Below are 17,185 nucleotides of genomic sequence, written 5' to 3'. Positions count from 1 at the left end.
GGCGGATGTGGGGTTTGAATGGGTATCGTGAAGATCGACGACGCGCTGCACGAGGACGCGCGGCGGGCGAGCCAGGTGCTGTGCCGGTCGATCAATGCGCAGGCGGAGTTCTGGATGAAGATCGGCATGCTCGCCGAGGCCAACCCGACAATGTCGTTCAACGATATCGTCACCGCGCAACTCGCCGCGGCGTCGGTGCGCGTCACCGAGAAAACGGCAGCCTGAGATGGTGAAGACGCCGGCCGAACTGGCGCTGATGCGCGTATCGGGCGCTTTGCTGGCGTCGGTGTTCGAGATGCTCGACGAGCAGGATCTGGCGGGGCTGTCGACGTTGCAGGTCAACGACATGGTCGATCGCTACATTACCGGTGACCTCGCCGCCCGGCCCGCGAGCAAGGGGCAATATGGCTTCGAATATGTCCTCAACAGCTCGATCAATCACGTCGTCTGCCACGGCGTGCCGAACGTTCGCGACGTCATTCGCGATGGCGACATCGTCAATCTGGACATCACGCTGGAGAAGAACGGTTTCATCGCCGATTCGAGCAAGACGTATAGGGTGGGTACCGTTCCGCCCGCCGCGAAGCGCCTCGTGCGGGTCGCGCAGGAGGCGATGTGGCAGGGTATCCGGCAAGTGCGGGCGGGCGCGCATCTCGGCGATATCGGCTTCGCGGTCGAGCGCCACGCAAAGAAGCACGGCTATGCGGTGGTGCGCGACTATTGCGGCCACGGCATCGGTCGCGAGATGCACGAGGAGCCGCAGGTGCTCAACTTCGGGCGTGCCGGGACCGGCATGATGTTGCGTACGGGGATGGTCTTCACGATCGAGCCGATGATCAACCAGGGGACGCGGAAAGTGTCGACCGAGGATGACGGGTGGACCGTGGTGACCGACGACGGCAAGCTTTCGGCGCAGTTCGAGCATACGGTGGCGGTGACGCGCGGCGGGGTCGAGGTTCTGACGTTGCGCGGGGATGAGCGGGCTCGGGGGTTGGGGTGATCGCGGGGGCGGGGACGTTAGTTTGACCGCATCTCACCCTTGATCTCAGTCGCTCCCCCTCAACCATTCGTGCTGAGTAGCGACTGAGTAGGCTCGTCAGAGCCGTATCGAAGGCGCGTATCGAAGCACAGGTTCCGCGTGCCAACCTGTCCTTCGATACGCCGCTTCGCCAAGGTCAGCCGCTACTCAGGACGAACGGATGGTGTGCTTTCCACAGAACCCACCACCCCGGCGAAGGCCGGGGCCCAGTTGGGGGACGTCGATGATTGAGGACGGCGCCCCGTTACTGCGATTTTTCCAACTGGGCCCCGGCCTCCGCCGGGGGGGGGGTGATGGGCTAGAGTCAGGCGCGCGCCAAGAGCGCGTCCCGCGTCGCGATCAGGTCAGCAAAGTCACCCTTGGCTGGGCTGACCGACGCCATCGCCCGATCGAGCCTCGCGCGCGAGGCATCAGAGATTTCCCCAAGCCGCCCGGCGATCTCGACCATCTCGTCCATCCGCGCCCAGCAGTCGAGCACCAGATCGCACCCGGCGGCGATCGCGCCCGCCGCCTTGTCGCCGGCGGTGCCGGATAGCGCCTTCATGTCGATGTCGTCGGTCATCAGCAGGCCGTCGAAGCCGATCCGTCGACGGATGATCTCGTCGATCACGATCGACGACAGCGTCGCGGGGCGGTCGGCGTCCCACGCGTCGAAGACGATATGCGAGGTCATGCCCATCGGCGCCTGGTTGAGCGTGCGGAAGGGTTCGAGGTCGATCTCGAGGTCTGCATCGGTCGCGGTGACGGTGGGGAGGTGGTGGTGCGTATCGACCTTCGCGCGGCCGTGGCCGGGCATGTGCTTGACGACACCGACCACGCCGCCTTCGGCCAGCCCTTCGAGCGTCGCGCGGCCGAGGGCTGCGACGCGCATGGGGTCGGAGCCGAACGTCCGCGAGGCGACGGCCTCCGTAGTGTCCGGCTGCGACACGTCGAGCAGCGGCAGGCAGTCGACGGTGATCCCGACCTCGCTGAGCATCACGCCGAGTGCCTGCGCGTTGGCGCATGCCGCCTGGATCGCGGTCATTGGCGCGCGTTCGTAGGCTGCGTCGAATACCGGGCCAGCGGGGAATGCCGGCCATTCCGGCGGCCCCATTCTGGCGACGCGTCCGCCCTCCTGGTCGATCAGGATCGCCAGGTCCTGGCGTCCGGCCAGCGCGCGGAGAGAGTCCGTCAGCGCGCGGACCTGTGGTCGATCGACGATGTTGCGCTTGAACAGGATGTAGCCGGCGGGTTCGCACTCGGCAAAGAACGCGTGTTCGGCGGGGGTGAGGACGGGGCCGGACAGGCCGAAGATGACGGGCTTCATGCCTCGTCTCTATCCCAGCACCGCGGAAGGATCATCCTTCAATAATCCTTCGACACGCGGACGTTGGCGCTCTGGCGGCCGAGCGTGGAGATGCTCGACAGCAGCGACAGCCAGCGGGTGACCTGGAACTCGACCTGCGTGGCGGAATAGCCCTGACCGTCGGTGACGATCTCCGCATACAGGCGCCGGGTGACGTATTTGCCGGCGGCGATCGAGGTGCCCTGCCCGGTCTGCGGATCGGCGGGGAGGATGCGGAGGCGATCGAGCCCGGCCGCGCGGCGCACCGCGTTGATCGGGTTCAAGCCACTGCCTCCGCCCTGCAATGCCGCGACTGCCGCCGCGAGCTGCAACGCTTCGGGCGCGGATAGGTTGGTAATCGAGGTGCCGAACAGCAGCCGCGAGAGGAGCTCGTCCTCGGGCAAGGCTGGCGTGCTGGTGAAGCCGATCTCGGGTTTGAGCGCGTAGCCGGTAACGCGGATCGATGCGCTGAGGCCCGTCGAGTCCGCGTTCGCCTCGATATCCAAAGCCGGGTTCGCCGGCACCTGCCCGTCGAAGCGGATCACGCCGCGCGCCAACTCGAACTGCCGCCCGGCGAACTCGTAGTCGCCGCGGATCAGCGTCGCGCGGCCGGTGATCGCCGGGTTCTCGGGCTGGCCGGCGATCTGGAGGTTGGCGGACCATTCGCTGGTGAGGCCGAGGCCGCTGACCATCACCTGGTTCGGCGCGCGCGCCTTAATCGCCAGCGTCCAGGGCTTGGTCGGCGTCGCGACTTCCTCGCCGCCGTCGGGCAGATTGATCTCGCGGATGTTGAGCTGGGGGACGGCGCTGGCCGCGGTGGCCTGGCCGAGGCGATAGCGGCTCTTGTCGAGTATGACGTCGCCGGCGATCGTGCCGCCCGAGCCGTTCGACTTGAACGTCAGCGGCCCGGTGACGGTCGCACCGATGTCATCGCGGTTGATCATCACCGCCTTATCGGCCTGAAGCGCGAGGTCGAGGCCGATCCCGGCCGCGGCGGCGAATTCGAACTGGCCGGTGCCGGTGACGCGCCCGCCCTTGCCCGCGTCCGCACCGAACCGGTCGATCACGAGCCGCGAACCGCCGAACCGGCCGGTCGCCTGGACGTTGGTTAGGACGGTGCCGGTGGTCGCGCTTTCGATCCGCGCACCGTTGGCCTGGACGACGCCGCGCAAGGTCGGGTTGGCGAGCGTGCCGACGACGTCCGCGCCGATCGCGACCGGGCCGGACAGGTCGAACAGCTCGACGCCGGTAAGCCGCCAGAGCGTGTCGGCCGGACCGCTGTAGCGGAGTTGTCCGAACAGGCGGGCGTTGCTGATCCGCGAGGCCAGGTCCCCCTGCCCCAGCGGCGCGAGTTGGGCCTGGGCGCGGCCGATCGTCTTGCCGGCGGACGCGATCACCGCGCGCAAGCCGAGCTTGTCGGGGGAGAGCACCGCCGCGACGCCGACGTCGATCGGGCGCGACGAGAGGACGAGGCCGGCACGGCTGAGGCCACGGATCGTCACGTTCGCCTTGCCGGTCGGGGCTACACCATTGGCGGTCGCGATCGTGAAGCTGCCCGAGGCGCTGCCGCTCAGACCGAGCCCGGGATAGGCGATGTCGAGGATCGCGAGCGGCATGCGCGTCAGGCTGGCGTCGATCGCGGTGCTGGCGGCAGTGAAGCGGCCGCCGACCTGGGCCTCGCCGCCCGAGAAGCTGAGCTTGGTCGGCGCGAGGTGCCAGCCATCGTCTTCCTGGGTCAAAACCGCCGGCGTGAGCAGTTTAAGCGGGCGGCCGTCGAGCGTGCCTTGCGCGGAGATCGCGTAGCTCGTGGCGGTCACCTGCGTGACGCTCTGGATATCGAACGCGCGGCCGCGGGAGCCGGCGATCGATGCCTTGATTGTGCCGACGCCACCGCGCAGCGACGCGGAACCGTTGAACCGCGCGAGGCTGAACGTGCCGCGACGCAGGCCGAGGCCGGTCGCGGTCGCCTCGATCGAGGTGCCGGCGGGATCGAGCAACGTGACGAAATCGAGCTTGCCCTGGCGCAGCGCGATGCCGTCGAGCGTCGCGGCCTTTGCGGCGAGATGCCCTTCGACGCGCTGAATCTGGCCGACCGGGCGGAACAGGAGTTCACCCGAGATGCCGCCGCCGGCAACCGCGAGCGCGCCGTTGAAGCCGCCATCGACGACCGCGATGTTCCCGCTCGCCCGCGTCCCTGCGACGTTCAGCGCGGCGATCGCGATCGTCGCGCCCGCGCCCGGCGGCAACAGGATGGCACCGTTGGTGGTGAACGGCCCGAGCCGCGATCCGCCCGCCGCAGTGAAGGCAAACCCCTGCGGCGTCGGATCGAGATGCGCGCGGACGTTCGACAGGCCGAGCGTCGCGTTAGGGCTGGCGAAGACGAGGTCGAGCGTCGGCTTCTCGATCTGGCCGTCGAGTTTCAGCGTCACCGGGCCGTAAGTCTGCTGGCGCCCGCCGCCCTCGAAGTGGAAGGTCCCGTCGCGCCGACGATAGCCGTTGCCGGTCAGCCGGATCTGCGGCGCGGTGAGGACTAGGTTGGTGAAGTGCAGCACGCCGTCGGTGGTGCGTTCGAGGTTGGTGGTGATCCGCGGCAACCCGCCTGCGAGGCTGCGGAAGAAGGCGTTGTCGAGCCGCACCATCTGCGCGCTGCCCTGGCCGATCACGCGCGTGCCCTTGCGGTTCGGGCCGGGGACGACGCGCAGCGTGGACTTGACGTCGACGATGCCGAGGCCGGGGATCAGATAGCGGCCGAGCCCGCCGTTGATGCCGACCTCGAACTGGCCGTTGCGCAGGTCGACCGCGAGATTGATGCTGCCGGTGAGCTTGTCGGAACGGAGCTTGAGCGCGTCGCCGGTGAGCAGCGTCGGCGTCACGCGGAGCAGTCCGTCGACCGACAGGTTGCGCAGGATCCCGCCCGCCACCGTGCCGACTCCGGTGACGCGCGCGGCGGTGAAGCGGATCGGTACCGTCACTGGCGCAGCGGACAGCCGCCCCTTGCCGGCGGCGTGCGCGTTCTCGAACCCGGTCTGGTCGAATGCGAACCGGCTGGCGTCGAGACGATAGTCGAACGCCGCGGTCGCGAACGGGCCGTCGAGGATCGCGCGCAATTCGACCATGTTGCCGGTCATGTTGGCGAACAGCGCGGGCGGCCGGAGCAGTCGTGCCTTGATCCGCACGTCGCGGTAGGCGTTGGCGGCGAGATCGATGATGCCGGTCGTGTCGATCGCCAGCGCGGGCGTACGCAGCGAGAGCTGGCCGTCGAGGCGGCGGTTGGCGAACCCAGCGCTGCCGTTGACGAGGATACGCGGCGCCGTCAGCTTTTGCAGCCGGCCCTTCAGCAGCGACGACGGCGAGAGCGTGCCCGACAGCGTATAGCGCCCGGCGACCTGCGCGAGCGCGAGATCGACGACGCGGGTCGTGCCGACGATGCCGTTCGCGCGGCCATTCCACTTCGCCCAGCTGCCGTCGCCGGTGACCGCGAGCGCGACCGGGCCCCTCGCCTTCGCCATCCGCGCGAGCACGCCGCCCGCGGCCCCCTTCGCGGCGACGTCGAGGTCGAAGCGGTCGCGGGCGGGCTCGGCATCGATCCGGAGCTTCAGGTCATCGCTGCCAGCGACCCGTGCCTTGAGGTCGACGAGTGCACGGCCGGAGCGGATGTCGGCGCGGCCTTCGAGCGTCCCGATCCTTTGGGTCCCGAGTACGCGCTTCGCCAGCGTGAGGCGACCGACCGAAAGCTTGCCGATGTGGATGTCGAAGTCGGGCAGGATCGGGCCGCGCGTCTTCGAGGGCCGGGTGCGCGGGGTGTGCGTCAGGATCGCGCGATCGACGATCAGGCGGCGTATCTCTAGGCGGTTCGAGAACCAGTCGAACGGGGACCAATCGAGCGTGACGTTGGGCGCCTGGAAGACCAGCCCTTCGAGATCGTACACGCGGAGATCGGTCAGGCGGGTGTCGCCGTATAGCGAGCCGTCGATCCGACCGACCGTGAAGCGCAGGCCGTTCGCGGTCTTGATCGCCGCGATCCGGTCCGCGACGAAACGGTGGCCGATGTCGGTGTCGACGATCAGCAACGCCGCGCCGACGATCGCCAGCAGCGCCATGACCGCGCTAACGATCCAGCGCCACCAGGCGATCGGGCGCTTTGGGCGGCGTTCCGGAAGAGTGACCTCTTCGGTCAAAACGCCTGCCCCAGTGAGACGTAGACGGCGATGCGGCTGTCGCCGGGCTGCGGATTGATCGGCGTGCCGACGTCGAGGCGGATCGGGCCAAAGTTCGAGTAATAGCGCACGCCGATCCCGGTGCCGTATTGCAGCCCGGTGAATTTCGGCAGCGGCGAGGTGTAGATATTGCCTGCGTCGAGAAACGGCACGATCCCGAAGCTGCCGAGGACGCGGACACGCGCCTCGATCGAGAATTCGGTGAGGCTGCGGCCGCCGATCGGATCGTTGTTGGGATCACGCGGGCCGATCGACTGATAGCCGTAACCGCGCACCGACGCGCCGCCGCCGGCGTAGAAGCGCCGTGATGGCGCGACCTGATCGCGGGGGGCGCCTACTATGGTGCCGAGCCGGGTGCGCGCGGCGAGAACGACCCGACTGCCGAACGGCTGGTACACGCTGCCGTCGAACTGCGTGCGCGTGTAGCCGAATACCGAGCCTTGCAGCGACACTTCGGGGCTAAGGCGGCCGCCGAGACGGAAGCCCTTGGTCGGGTTGAGCAGATCGTCCGAGCCGTCGTAATTGAGGCTGGTCGGCAACGCGCCGATGAAGAAGGTGCGGCGGCGTGGGTCGCCGGTCGAGAGGATCACGTCGCGCTCGTCCGATGCGACGAGTTCGGCGCCGAGCGACCAGGTCCAGGTCTTCTGGAAGAAGATGTTGGTCTGGCGCTCCAGCGTGCCGGCCAGCGAATAGGTCTTCGCGTCATAGGCGTTGCGGTTGGTATGCGCGGCCGACGCCTGGAGCGTCAGCACCCGGTCTCGCGCCTTGAAATTGTTGCGGCGGAAGACGACCGAGCCGAGCTGTTCCTGCGTCCCGAGCACGCCGCGCAGCGTCAGCGCGCCTTCGGGCGGGAACAGGTTGCGGTGCGTCCAGCTGAGTTCCGCGCGCGCGCCTTCGCCGGTGCCGTAGCCGAGTTCGCCCGCTACGGTATGCGGCGGTGCGCGATCGAGTTTCACGGCGACATCGACGGTGTCGGGCGTGGCCCCCTGCACCGGCTTGAGATCCACCGCGGACACGAGGCTGGTCTGGATCAGCGCGCGGCGGAGATCGTCGAGCTTGGTCGCGTCGTACAGATCGCCGGGCGAGAAGCGCGCGATCTCCGCGACATGGTCCGCGCCGAACACGCGGTTGCCGGGGAGTGCGACGACCTTGCCGAACTTGCGCGCGCCGCCGGGTTGGACGGACAGGTCGAGCGTCGCGGTGCGGGTCGCGTGATCGACGACGATCGCCGGATCGCCGACCTTGGCGAACGGGAAGCCTTCGCGGCCGATCTGCGTGGTGAGGTTCGCCTGCCCCGCGACGATCGCATCCGAGTTGACCGGATCTTCGGGCTTGATGCCGAACGCGGTCGCGAGGCCGGGCGCCTTGTCGCCTGCCGCGGCGATGCCGTCGATGGTCACGCCCTTGAATGTGTAGAGCGTGCCCGGGGTGGCCGCGAGCACGACCATCGGCTTTGCGCCCGGTTCGACGCGCGTGACGACGTTGGAGTCGTAATAGCCTTGCGCGCGGAGCAGGCTGTTGAGCAGGTCGGCATCTTCGCGCGCGCGGCGATCGAGTTGCGCGGCGTTGGCAGCCTGGTGATCGTTCGCGTCGAGCGTCGACAGTGCGGCGAAGCGTTGGCGGAGCAGTGCGTCGTTGATCCCGTCTATGCCATCGATCCGCCAGGCGTAGCGGCTCTCGGTATTGGCATCGACCGCGGCGACCGTGGCGGCCGGGTCCATCGGCGACGTCGCGAGATCGGGCCAGGCGACGCCGATGTCCGGCAACGGAGCGAGCGGTGAGTTGGGGTCGAGCGACATCGGCGTGTCGGCGGTCGGGCTGGCTGGAGCCTGCGTCGGCACAGGCGCGGTTTGTGCTCCTGCGGCACGTATGCCCGCGCACGGTAGGGCACCCGCTGTCGTCAGAACGAAAAAGGCGGCGGCCGGCCCGGCTCGCCCGACGCGGAACACCATGTCCGGCTCCTAGCCGGGCTTGTCGTTGCGGAACAGTATCTAACGCCGTATTTCCGCCACGTTTCGTCCGGGCGCCGGATCGCGCTTGGCGTGTGGGTGGCATCCGGCGGCGGCGCGTGGCAGGACATGGCGATGACCGACCCGACTTCCCGCGACACCCTGCCCCCCCACAAGGACCCGAGCGCTGCGGGCGGGTTCCTCGTCGCGCTCGGCATGCTGGGCGGCGCCGGGGTGGGGTTTGCGATCGGGCAGGCTACGCCGGGGTTTCTGGTGGGGACCGGGATTGGCGTGCTGGCGGCGGTGCTGGTCTGGTTGAGGGACCGGCGGTAGCGGCATCGCGCCGCATTTCCGTTCGTCCTGAGTAGCCGTCGAGTAGCTGTTCTTGCAGCGTATCGAGACGGCGTATCGAAGGATGGGTTGGCGCTCGGAACCCATGCTTCGATACGCGCCCTCGATACGCTCCTTGCGGAGCTACTCGGTCGCTACTCAGCACGAACGGGGGAGTTTCGAAATTCTCCGGGAGGATTACCGACTCCCACGCCAGATCTGGAGCGGCGCGCTCGGGCTTAGCCCCCCCTGATGCACGGGGCAGCGGCGGTAGCGGAAGCGTCGGTCGAGGCAGATCCAGACCTCGTCGAGCCAGCCCTGCTTGGTTGCGGTGACGCGCATCATGTCGGGCTTCAGGCCGGGGTTCGCGCCCGCCATTGCTGCCGCGAACCGGCCTGCGGTCAGTGGCGTGCGCGACAGTGCGTTCATGTCCGGATAGCGGAGCTTGCCGTACAGCCCGGCCGACTGGTTGAAATACTTGGCGGGACGATAGCCGGGCATGCAGGTGCCGTGCTTGGCCCATTCGTGCTGGAGCAGCTGCGCGGACGGCGTGGTGCAGAGATGCGCACGGATCACCGGGGGCGGCACGAACTCCGCCGCACGGCAATATTGCGGCCAGTCCTTGGCGACGCCATCGGGCCACAGACCGTGCAGCGTGAAGCCGAAGCGATTGCCCGAACCGCACTGGAACCCGGACGATGCGCGGTCGCCATTGTAGCGGCAATATTGCGGCGCCCAGGTGATCGCGAGCGTGTAGCTGCCGATCGGAATGTCACGCCGCGGCTGGCTCTCCGACGGGAGATCGGGGCGGACCCGCTCGACCGTGGACGGGGTCGAGCATTGATAGGCCTGTGCCTGGACGACGCCCGGCAAGGCCAGCGCCGCGGCGGCGAGGATCAGCTTAGCGTTCATGCGACATATCCTCGAAAGTGTCCGGCTCGTCGGCGTCGGGCAGTTCGCCGAACCAGAGCTTGGCGTCCGCCTTGGACAGATGGAGCGCGGCGACGACGGAGAGCGCGTCGGCCGCGAACGAGACGATCGAGGTCGTGCCGATCGTCGTCTCCCCGCGCGCCACGGTTGCCAACGACAGGCCGACGCCGACGATCGACAGCACCGCAAGCACGACGACGACCCATTTCGCGGCCACGCTCGGCGAGCGCGCGGTGAAATACCAGAGCAGCAGTGTGACCGCGATGCCGATGACCTGGAACGTCGGCAGGATCCAGCTGACCTGCGCGAGGACCGGATTGGCCGCGACCAGCGCGACCCGCTGCGGCCAGTTCATCGCGGAACCGATCAATCCGAGCACGAACGAGGCGAGATACAGCCTTTCGTAGCGCACGATGGATATCGGCCTGATCATGCTTGTCGTTCCCTGCCTTGTCTGTGTCCCGCCCCGGTGCACGCCGCGATCGGCGCGGTCGTCAGGCGGTTGCGAAGTCGAGGCCTATATCCGCCGCGGGTGCCGACTGCGTCAAGCGACCGACCGAGACATAGGTCACGCCTGTCTCGGCGATCGCGCGGATCGTGTCGAGATTGACGCCGCCCGACGCCTCGGTCGGCACGCGGCCGGCGACGAGCGTCACCGCCTCGCGCAAGATCGCGGGCGGCATGTTGTCGAGCAGCAGGTGCGTCGCGCCGGCGGCGAGCGCGGGCTCGATCTGGTCGATGCGGTCGACCTCGACGATGATGTGCGCGATCCCCGCAGCCCTGGCGCGCCGGACGGCCTCGGCAACGCCGCCGGCCACCGCGACGTGATTGTCCTTGATCATCGCCGCATCCCACAGCCCCATGCGGTGATTCTGCGCGCCGCCCATGCGGGTCGCGTATTTCTCCAGCACGCGCAGGCCGGGAATCGTTTTCCGCGTGTCGAGCAGGATCGCGCCGGTGCCGGCGATCGCGTCGACATAGGTCCGGGTCATCGTCGCGATACCCGAGAGATGCTGGACGGTGTTGAGCGCGGACCGCTCGGCGGTGAGCAGCGCCCGCCCGGCCCCCTCGAGCCGCAGGAGTTCGGTGCCCGCGGGAACCCGATCGCCGTCGTTGACGAGCCGTTCGATCGTCACGTCGGGATCTAGCGCGCGGAAGAACGCCTCGGCGAGATCGAGCCCCGCGACGACGATCGGGTCGCGACTGTCCATCACGCCGGTAAACCGCGCATCGGCCGGGATGACGGCGGCGGACGTGATGTCGCCGATCGTCCCGAGATCCTCGGCGAGCGTCGCGGCTACGAACGCGTTGATGTCGAAGGATTTGGGCAAGGCTGCGTTCACCTGAAGTCTCCCAGAAATCGCGGGTAGGTCATGCCGGGGCGGGTGCCAAAAAACGGCGCTGGGGGACAGCGAATTTACGATGCCGACAGCCGATCGAAATATTTTGAAAACGTCGGAACCTTACCGCCCGACGCGAGTTGCCTGATCGATACCCAAGGAAATTTCCATGCCTGCCAAGACGATGACCGATACCGCACGCCTGAACGCCCTGCTCGACGAGGCGCTGATCCTCGCCGATGCACTCCAGCTGCCGATCGCTGCGATCCACATCGACCAGGCACTGGCGCATCTCGGCGCGGATGTTCCCGCCGCCTGAGCTCTACGGGGGCTGGCGGTAGACCAGCCCCGCAGCGTCACTTCGGCCCGAGATCACCCTTCCCGACGGTATTCGATGCCATCGACAGCATGCGGTCGAGACTTTTCTTCGCCTGGAGCCGAAGCCCCTCCTCGATCTCGATCCGCGGCGACAGATCGCGTAGCGCGACGTACAGCTTTTCGAGCGTATTGAGCGCCATGTACGGACAGATATTGCAGTTGCAGTTGCCGTCCGCGCCGGGCGCACCGATGAAACGCTTGTTTGGGAGCGCCTTTTCCATCTGGTGGATGATGTGCGGCTCGGTCGCGACGATCAGCGTGTCGCCGGGCATCGCCAGCGCATAATCGAGGATGCCGCGTGTCGAGCCGACATAATCGGCGTGGTCGAGGATGATCGGCGGGCACTCGGGATGCGCCACAACGGGCGCGCCGGGATGCTGCGCCTTGAGCTTCATCAGCTCGGTCTCGCTGAACGCCTCGTGGACGATGCACACGCCCGGCCAGAGCAGCATGTCGCGGCCGGTCTTCCGCGCGAGATAGCCGCCGAGATTGCGATCGGGGCCGAAGATGATCTTCTGCTCGGGCGGGATCTGCGCGAGGATCGTGTCCGCCGACGACGACGTCACGATGATGTCGGAGAGCGCCTTAACCTCGGTCGAGCAGTTGATGTACGTCAGCGCGATGTGATCGGGGTGCTCGGCGCGGAAGGCCGCGAACTGCTCGGGCGGGCAGCTGTCCTCGAGGCTGCACCCGGCGTCCATGTCGGGGAGCACGACGATCTTGTCGGGCGACAGGATCTTGGCGGTCTCGGCCATGAACCGCACGCCGCAGAAGGCGATCACGTCGGCATCGGTGGCCGCGGCCTTGCGCGACAGGTCGAGACTGTCGCCGACGAAATCGGCCAGATCCTGAAGCTCCGGCTTCTGATAATAATGCGCGAGGATGACGGCGTTCTTCTCCTTGCGGAGGCGCTCGATCTCGGCGCGTATGTCGATACCGGCGAAGTTCTGCTTCAATTCCATGGTCGTATCCCGAGTTTAACGTGCGTTCCCTAGCACGTCCTGCAGCGAGCGCGAGGTGTCCCAGCGTTCGGTATTCGCGGTCGGCTCGTCGGCGAAGCGGACCGCGACGGTCGCGTCGATCCCGGCAGCCCGCAGCGGCATCGCGAAACTGCGTTCGACCGCACGACGGGTGGCGTCGCGCGCGAGCTTGATCATCGCGGGTTCGCGCGCCTGGCGGATCAGTTCGATCTGGCCCGCACGGCGATTGGCGGCGTCGAGGCGCTTTTCGGCATCGGTGAACGTGGTCAGCACGCCGCCCGAACCATATTCGCGGACCGCGTTGAGATCGACCTGCGGGCCATCAACTTCGACGGCGGGAAGGCGCACGGACAGCGTCTTCGAAGTGCCATCCCACGCGACATCCGACTGAGTCAGCTTGGCCATGTCGACTTCGTACCGGACCATGCCGGGCATGATCAGCGTCTTCTCGGTGGTGAAGCCGAGCTGCGACTGTTTCGAAGTGACGACCGCGACGTAGCGCGCGGCGAACGCCGACAGGCGGTTCTGCTCGCGCAGTCCTTCGAGGCTGGCGCTGGCGATCGTCGTCGGATCGGGCGTGAGGCGGTCGCTGACGTAGCGCTGCACACCCCAGAGCACGAGCAGCCCTGCGAGGACGAGAATCAAGACAACGCCGACGGCCTTGGCCAGGAACGGGGCCACGCCGCTCTTGCGCACGGGTTCGGTCACGCTGTCGTTCGCCATGTCTCGCCTTCCTCGATAACCAGTCCGCGGGTTTGCAGATCGTACAGATGCGCCAACACCGATCGTTCGGCGGCGGGCACGAGTTGTGGGCCGAGACCGACATACATGCGCTCGACCATCGCCGGGATCGGCCGCGCGCCCTCGCGGAGCAGGCGGAGGATCTGCCCTTCGCGTTGCTTGCGGTGGCCGAGCATGCCGCGGACGAGCCGTTGCGGCTTGTCGATCGCCCCGCCGTGGCCGGGATAATAGATGCGGTCGTCGCGCCCCATCAGCTTTTCGAGGCTGGCCATGTACGCCGTCATATTGCCGTCGGGCGGCGAGACGATCGTCGTCGACCAGCCCATGACGTGATCGCCGGAGAACAGCGCCTTCGTCTCGGGCAGCGCGAAGGCGAGATGGTTCGAGGTGTGGCCGGGCGTCGCGATCACCTCCAGCGTCCAGCCTTGACCGGTCACGCTGTCGCCCTCGCCAAGAACGCGATCGGGTGCGTAGGTGGCATCGAACGACGCGTCTGCTCGCGCGGCCGCGTCGGCGAGGTCGAACGGCGCAGCGCCGACGATCGGGGCGCCGATGAGCGACTGGAGCGGACGCGTGGCAGGGCTGTGATCGCGGTGATGATGCGTGACGACGATCGCCTTGACCGGGCGGCCATCGATCGCGCGCAGCAATGCGTCGATGTGCGCGGGATCGTCGGGGCCTGGATCGATCACGGCAAGATCGGTCGCGCCGACGATATGCGTCTGCGTACCGGTGTAGGTGTACGGCGACGGATTGGGCGCGAGCACGCGGATGACGAGCGGCTCGAGCTGGATCGGGATACCGGTCGGATGCTCAGCCATGGACGCGAGATGGCGGCTCGGTGCGGCGATGGCAAGGCTCACATTCTTGGAGGGACCGTCGCCATTCTTTACAATCCCGACAGGGCGGCGCTCCCGATTAACTATCGAGAGGCGCGCAACGCCGTGATGCGACGGTTCTGGCACGCGCAATGCAAAGTCTGCGCTGTCACCGAGCGCCTTCGCGCTCATGCAGGGTGGATCGACCGCTACCGTCCGGTCTCGCGTCGATCCACCCTCCCCGGTGCCTCTCGGGTCAGTTCGCCTTCTGCGTCTCGAACAGCTGCGCCAGTTCGCCGCTCTCGTACATCTCCATCATGATGTCCGAGCCGCCGACGAATTCGCCATCGACATAGAGCTGCGGGATGGTCGGCCAATCCGAATAGCTCTTGATGCCCTGGCGGATGCCCTGGTCCTGCAACACGTCGACGCTCTCGAACTCGACTTCGAGGTGGTTCAGGATCGCGATCGCACGGCTGGAAAAGCCGCACTGCGGGAACAGCGGGCTGCCCTTCATGAAGAGGACGACCGGGCTGGCTTTTACCAGAGCGTCGATGCGGGCGTTGGAATCGTCGGTCATGTCTTCGGTCCTCAGGAAATTGCGGTGGTAAGCTGAAGTGCATGGAGGACGCCGCCCATGCGGCCGCCCAGTGCCGCGTAGACCGCCTGATGCTGCTTCACGCGGCTCATGCCAACAAAGCTCGCGGCGGTGACTTTCGCAGCATAGTGATCGCCGTCGCCGGCAAGATCGGTGATCTCGACCTGGGCATCGGGGATCGCATCCTTGATCATGGTAGCGATGTCGTCGGCAGCCATCGGCATATCAATGGGACTCCAGCAATTGGCGACGCGCTTCGATCATCTGCTGCGCCAGCGCGCGGCGGACGGTGGCCTCGTCATGGTCGAGACCCGCAGCGGTCAGGTCGCCGACCAGTTTCCGCACGACGTCGTCGTCGCCGCCGCCTTCCATGTCGGCATGTACGAGCGCGGTCGCATAGGCATCGGTTTCTTCGGGGGTGAGCGCCATCTCCTGCGCCGCCCAGCCGCCGAGCAGGCGGTTGCGCCGTGCGGTGATCCGGAACGCCATTTCCTCTTCGCGCGCGAAGTTCGCCTCGCTGGCGCGTTCGCGGTCGTCGAAAGTGGTCATTGCGCAAGTCCCCGTTCAGTCTCGTCTTGGGCCCGAGATAGGTCGTGGACCTCCCCTGCGCAATAATCGGCTGTATCGGTCAAAATAGAACTGGAACTACGACCGAAACGTACCTATCTATAAGTCAGTCGCGTGACAAATCTCACGGGCAGGAGAGCGATGATGAACATTTCGGCACACGCACCTTCGAAATCCACACAACCGGATACGTATGTCATCCGCGGTCTAGGCCTCGCCGTGCTCGTATCCTTGATAATGTGGGCGGCGATCGCGACTGCGGTCTACGAGTGGATCTGAGCGCTCGGGGAGGCCGGCGGTAATCAGCCGACCTCCACGACGAGCTTACCGATCGCGCCGCGCGCCGCCATCTTGGCGATCGCTTTGCCGCCGTCCTCGAACGCGAACACCTCGGTCACGCGCGGAGCGATCTTGCCTGTTTCCCACAGGTCGAACAGCGTCTCGATATGCGCCTGGTTCGCTTTCGGATCACGCGCCGCGAACGCGCCCCAGAAGACGCCGCAGACGTCGCAGCTCTTCAGCAGCGTCAGGTTGAGCGGGAGTTTCGGAATGCCGGCGGGGAAGCCGACGACGAGATACTTGCCCTCCCACGCGATCGATCGCAGCGCGGGCTCGGCATAGTCGCCACCGACCGGATCGTAGATCACGTGCGCGCCGTCGCGACCGACCGCGGCCTTGAACTGCTCGGCGAGCGCCTTCGACTGGTCCTTGTCGAACGGCGCGCGGGCGTAGATCAGCGTTTCGTCGGCACCCGCGGACTTGGCGGCGGCGGCCTTCTCTTCGGACGAGACCGCGGCGACGACCTTGGCGCCGAATGCCTTGCCGAGTTCGATCGCGGCGAGCCCTACCCCGCCAGCCGCGCCGAGTACGAGCAAGGTCTGCCCCGCCTTGATATGGCCGCGGTCGAGCAGTGCGTGGATCGTCGTGCCGTAGGTGAGGATAAGCGACGCGCCCTCGGCGAAGCTGCGGCCTTCGGGGAGGCGGTAAAGCTTGGCGGGGTCCGCGAGGACCTTCTCGCACAGCCCGCCGTGGCCGAGCATCGCGATCACGCGGTCGCCGATTTCCCAGCCGGTGACGCCCTCGCCGATCGAATCGATCGTACCGGCGATTTCGCCACCCGGTGCGAACGGGCGTTGTGGCTTGAACTGGTATCTGTCCTCGATGATCAGGACGTCGGGAAAGTTGATCGCGCAGGCCTTGACCGCGACGACCACCTGTCCGGGGCCGGCTACCAGATCGGGCAGCTCGACCATTTCCAGAGTTTCAGGTCCGCCGACTGCCTTCGACACCAATGCTCGCATACCCGCTCTCCACCGTCGTCCAGGGGCGATTCGATGCGACCGCCTCCTCGAATTTCGAAATCTGGGTATCCCTTGCCAGCGTCAGGCCGACTTCGTCCAGCCCTTCCATGAGACACTGGCGACGGAATGCGTCGAGTTCGAAGGTGAAGCGGTCCTGGAACGGGGTGGTGACGGTCATCGTCTCGAGATCGACGGTGACGGTCTGGTCCTTGGCGACCTCGAGCAGGCGGTTGATCGCCTCCTGGGGCAGCACGACGGGGACGATGCCGTTCTTGAACGCGTTGCCTGAGAAGATGTCGGAGAAGCTTGGCGCGATCACCGCGGTGATGCCCATGTCGGCGAGCGCCCAGGCGGCGTGCTCGCGGCTGGACCCGCAGCCGAAATTATCGCCCGCGATCAGGATCGGCGAGCCGGCATAGCGCGGGTCGTCGAAGATGTTACCAGGTTGCGCGCGGACCGTCTCGAACGCGCCACGGCCGAGGCCAGTGCGCGTGATCGTCTTCAGCCAGTGCGCCGGGATGATGACGTCGGTGTCGATGTTCTTCGCGCCCCAGGGATAGGCGCGGCCCGAGACGGTCGTGACGGGGGTCATCGCTGTTCCGTGCGCTCCGGAACCACACGCGCCGATGCGACATAGGCCGCGACGCCGCTGATCATCGCGCCAGCCGCCAGC

Annotated in this window: 18 protein-coding genes; 4 read left to right on the top strand and 14 right to left on the bottom strand. The window is 67.1% G+C overall.

Annotated elements, in window-relative coordinates:
* Positions 1-18 precede the first annotated feature (18 nt).
* Together C8J45_RS07905 and map are read left to right on the top strand one after the other, a co-directional pair.
* Positions 19-225 carry a ParD-like family protein gene (locus C8J45_RS07905; RefSeq protein WP_107962728.1) on the top strand — a complete coding sequence of 69 codons (207 nt, stop codon included), beginning with the start codon at positions 19-21 and terminating at the stop codon, positions 223-225.
* Position 226: 1 nt separating this feature from the next.
* Positions 227-1,000, top strand: a complete 774-nt coding sequence (gene map, locus C8J45_RS07900; RefSeq protein ID WP_107962727.1) for a type I methionyl aminopeptidase — start codon at positions 227-229, stop codon at positions 998-1,000.
* Positions 1,001-1,343: 343 nt separating this feature from the next.
* Here the strand turns inward: map and C8J45_RS07895 are convergent, their stop codons facing one another.
* From C8J45_RS07895 to C8J45_RS07885, 3 genes are all read right to left on the bottom strand, one after another.
* On the bottom strand, positions 1,344-2,345 hold the full coding sequence (locus tag C8J45_RS07895; RefSeq protein WP_107962726.1) for a glycoside hydrolase family 3 N-terminal domain-containing protein: 1,002 nt from the start codon (positions 2,343-2,345) through the stop codon (positions 1,344-1,346).
* Positions 2,346-2,383: 38 nt separating this feature from the next.
* Complete coding sequence (locus C8J45_RS07890) at positions 2,384-6,463, bottom strand: translocation/assembly module TamB (protein ID WP_107962988.1); 4,080 nt, start codon at positions 6,461-6,463, stop codon at positions 2,384-2,386.
* Between the two features lie 74 nt (positions 6,464-6,537).
* Positions 6,538-8,532: an autotransporter assembly complex family protein gene (locus C8J45_RS07885; RefSeq protein WP_181321154.1), complete on the bottom strand. Its 1,995-nt coding sequence runs from the start codon at positions 8,530-8,532 to the stop codon at positions 6,538-6,540.
* A gap of 132 nt (positions 8,533-8,664) precedes the next feature.
* Here C8J45_RS07885 and C8J45_RS07880 point away from each other — a divergent pair, with 132 nt between their 5' ends.
* The gene (locus C8J45_RS07880) at positions 8,665-8,862 is read left to right on the top strand and encodes a hypothetical protein (protein WP_146168590.1); all 198 of its coding nucleotides are present in this window, start codon (positions 8,665-8,667) and stop codon (positions 8,860-8,862) included.
* Positions 8,863-9,057: 195 nt separating this feature from the next.
* On the opposite strand, the gene C8J45_RS07875 is transcribed toward C8J45_RS07880, so the two are convergent.
* The 3 genes from C8J45_RS07875 to nadC form a co-directional block, all read right to left on the bottom strand.
* Positions 9,058-9,771 carry a ribonuclease T gene (locus tag C8J45_RS07875; RefSeq protein ID WP_107962723.1) on the bottom strand — a complete coding sequence of 238 codons (714 nt, stop codon included), beginning with the start codon at positions 9,769-9,771 and terminating at the stop codon, positions 9,058-9,060.
* Entirely contained in the window at positions 9,761-10,222 is a 462-nt protein-coding gene (locus C8J45_RS07870; RefSeq protein ID WP_107962722.1) for a hypothetical protein, read from the bottom strand. The genes C8J45_RS07875 and C8J45_RS07870 overlap by 11 nt, the downstream gene beginning before the upstream one ends.
* A gap of 61 nt (positions 10,223-10,283) precedes the next feature.
* Positions 10,284-11,132, bottom strand: a complete 849-nt coding sequence (nadC, locus tag C8J45_RS07865; protein WP_107962721.1) for a carboxylating nicotinate-nucleotide diphosphorylase — start codon at positions 11,130-11,132, stop codon at positions 10,284-10,286.
* Between the two features lie 166 nt (positions 11,133-11,298).
* Here nadC and C8J45_RS19145 point away from each other — a divergent pair, with 166 nt between their 5' ends.
* Positions 11,299-11,448 (top strand): hypothetical protein, encoded by a 150-nt coding sequence (locus C8J45_RS19145; protein WP_181321153.1) that lies wholly within the window; start codon positions 11,299-11,301, stop codon positions 11,446-11,448.
* 37 nt (positions 11,449-11,485) lie between these two features.
* On the opposite strand, the gene nadA is transcribed toward C8J45_RS19145, so the two are convergent.
* From nadA to leuD, 8 genes are all read right to left on the bottom strand, one after another.
* Positions 11,486-12,469, bottom strand: a complete 984-nt coding sequence (gene nadA / locus C8J45_RS07860; protein ID WP_107962720.1) for a quinolinate synthase NadA — start codon at positions 12,467-12,469, stop codon at positions 11,486-11,488.
* A gap of 15 nt (positions 12,470-12,484) precedes the next feature.
* The gene (locus C8J45_RS07855; RefSeq protein ID WP_107962719.1) at positions 12,485-13,210 is read right to left on the bottom strand and encodes a DUF4230 domain-containing protein; all 726 of its coding nucleotides are present in this window, start codon (positions 13,208-13,210) and stop codon (positions 12,485-12,487) included.
* Complete coding sequence (locus C8J45_RS07850) at positions 13,192-14,049, bottom strand: MBL fold metallo-hydrolase (RefSeq protein WP_107962718.1); 858 nt, start codon at positions 14,047-14,049, stop codon at positions 13,192-13,194. Before C8J45_RS07850 ends, C8J45_RS07855 begins: the two co-directional genes overlap by 19 nt.
* A 253-nt stretch (positions 14,050-14,302) precedes the next feature.
* Positions 14,303-14,626, bottom strand: a complete 324-nt coding sequence (gene grxD / locus C8J45_RS07845) for a Grx4 family monothiol glutaredoxin (protein ID WP_056057434.1) — start codon at positions 14,624-14,626, stop codon at positions 14,303-14,305.
* Between the two features lie 11 nt (positions 14,627-14,637).
* Entirely contained in the window at positions 14,638-14,868 is a 231-nt protein-coding gene (locus tag C8J45_RS07840; protein ID WP_107962717.1) for a BolA/IbaG family iron-sulfur metabolism protein, read from the bottom strand.
* A 1-nt stretch (position 14,869) separates the two neighbouring features.
* Complete coding sequence (locus tag C8J45_RS07835; RefSeq protein ID WP_107962716.1) at positions 14,870-15,193, bottom strand: DUF1476 domain-containing protein; 324 nt, start codon at positions 15,191-15,193, stop codon at positions 14,870-14,872.
* Positions 15,194-15,513: 320 nt separating this feature from the next.
* Entirely contained in the window at positions 15,514-16,512 is a 999-nt protein-coding gene (locus C8J45_RS07830) for an NADPH:quinone oxidoreductase family protein (RefSeq protein WP_181321152.1), read from the bottom strand.
* A complete protein-coding gene (gene leuD / locus C8J45_RS07825) occupies positions 16,475-17,104 on the bottom strand; it encodes a 3-isopropylmalate dehydratase small subunit (RefSeq protein WP_107962714.1) in 630 nt (209 codons plus the stop codon). Before leuD ends, C8J45_RS07830 begins: the two co-directional genes overlap by 38 nt.
* Positions 17,105-17,185: the final 81 nt, after the last annotated feature.

Origin of the sequence: Sphingomonas sp. PP-CE-3G-477 (assembly GCF_003050745.1) — a bacterium.
In the GTDB taxonomy this organism is placed as follows: Bacteria; Pseudomonadota; Alphaproteobacteria; order Sphingomonadales; family Sphingomonadaceae; genus Sphingomonas.
This window is presented reverse-complemented; position numbering and strand designations above follow the sequence as displayed.